The following is a 1,354-nucleotide window of genomic DNA, read 5'->3' as shown; positions in this document are numbered from 1 at the left end:
CAATCATCTGTACTCCAATGACTAGTCTAAAAACTAGTATTAAGACTATCACTTATTTAAGTGATACTGGTTGTCTGGAGATTCTGGGGGCCAGTCTAGTTGCATTTAAAAAATATTACTGCGGGTAATCCGAAAACTGCGGAACAATACCAGATGACAAAAAAATATGATATTACCTGGCTTTTTTCGGAGGACGACAAAAACTGGTATGAAGAACTGAAGAATTTCGCCAGCGACACAATTAAAATAGCTTACACCGGAGACGGGCGCGTGGTGTGGGTCGGTAAGGATGTGACAGGCATTGAACCCCGTAACGCCAGTGTTATTGAAGTTCCTGATATTACCGCCAACCGCCGCATTACCGCGCCGGGTTACTGGTTTTACCGCAATGATGAATTTGTCTTTGACTACAGACTCAAAGCGGAAGATGAGCGTGATGCCCTTCTGGCTCAGGTCAGAGCCCGGACAGGGGAATGGGAAGAAGACCTGCTGCTGGGGTTAATCAGCGACGAAGATAAAGAAAAGCTGAAAGCCTGTCGTATTTACGCGAAATCGCTGCAGGCGATGGATTTCAGCACCATCACAGATAAAGCCACATATAACGCCATCAACTGGCCGGAGCGTCCCGATGCCGCAGCTTAAAGGTGTGATTAAAACGCCCACGGGAGAACCGCTGGACGGCGCAACCATTACACTAACCTCCATACACAACCGTGCAGGGATTCTGAAAAGTGTTTTCAGCCATGTCACCACACAGAACGGGGAATATGACTTCCCCGTTCTGCCGGGTGTGTACAGCGTTCGCCTGACACAAAGCACACGGCGCCTTTCAGAAATCGGTGTCATCCGCGTTTATGAAGATTCAACGGACGGTTCGCTGAATGATTTTCTGGGCGCAACTAATATTGACCTGCGTCCGGAATCCCTGAAGAAATTCGAAGAGCTGGCGCAACAGGCGCAGCAGAGTGCCGGGAGCGCAGCCGGAAACGCACGGCAGACGGCGCAGGATGTGACGGCAGCCGCAACGGCCCGTGATGATGCACAACGTTTTGCGGAGAAAGCCCGACAGGATGCAACCGTCACAGCTGAGAACAGAAAGGCCACTGCGGAAGATGTGACAAGCACAGGAGCAAATGCAGCCGCAGCCGGACAGAGCGCACAGGATGCCGCAGGTTATGCCCGCGCAGCAGAACAGGCCAAAAATGACATTGATGCTGCGCTGACCGGCACTCTGAAAATGGCTAACCATCTGTCAGAAATCGCAGCAGCAGGCGAAAAGGCACAACAGAAGTCCCGGGATAATCTGGGGCTGAAAAGTGCGGCCACGATGGAAGCACAGAGCGACATTTACGAC

General features: G+C 51.3%; 2 protein-coding genes. Both read left to right on the top strand.

Going from position 1 to position 1,354, the window contains the following annotated elements:
- The first annotated feature begins 153 nt into the window (after positions 1–153).
- A complete protein-coding gene (locus BFF42_RS17480; protein WP_048815086.1) occupies positions 154–642 on the top strand; it encodes a tail fiber assembly protein in 489 nt (162 codons plus the stop codon).
- Positions 629–1,354, top strand: a 726-nt coding sequence (locus tag BFF42_RS17475) for a prophage tail fiber N-terminal domain-containing protein (protein ID WP_171742391.1), incomplete at its 3' end; no start/stop codon positions are given. The genes BFF42_RS17480 and BFF42_RS17475, both read left to right, overlap by 14 nt.

The organism is Shigella sp. FC1661 (genome assembly GCF_001712525.1).
Classification (GTDB): Bacteria; Pseudomonadota; Gammaproteobacteria; order Enterobacterales; family Enterobacteriaceae; genus Escherichia; species Escherichia coli.
This window is presented reverse-complemented; position numbering and strand designations above follow the sequence as displayed.

What these genes read in the sequence shown, in the direction of transcription:
- BFF42_RS17480 (WP_048815086.1), top strand. Translation starts at nt 154, where the DNA reads ATGACAAAAAAATATGATATTACCTGGCTTTTTTCGGAGGACGACAAA.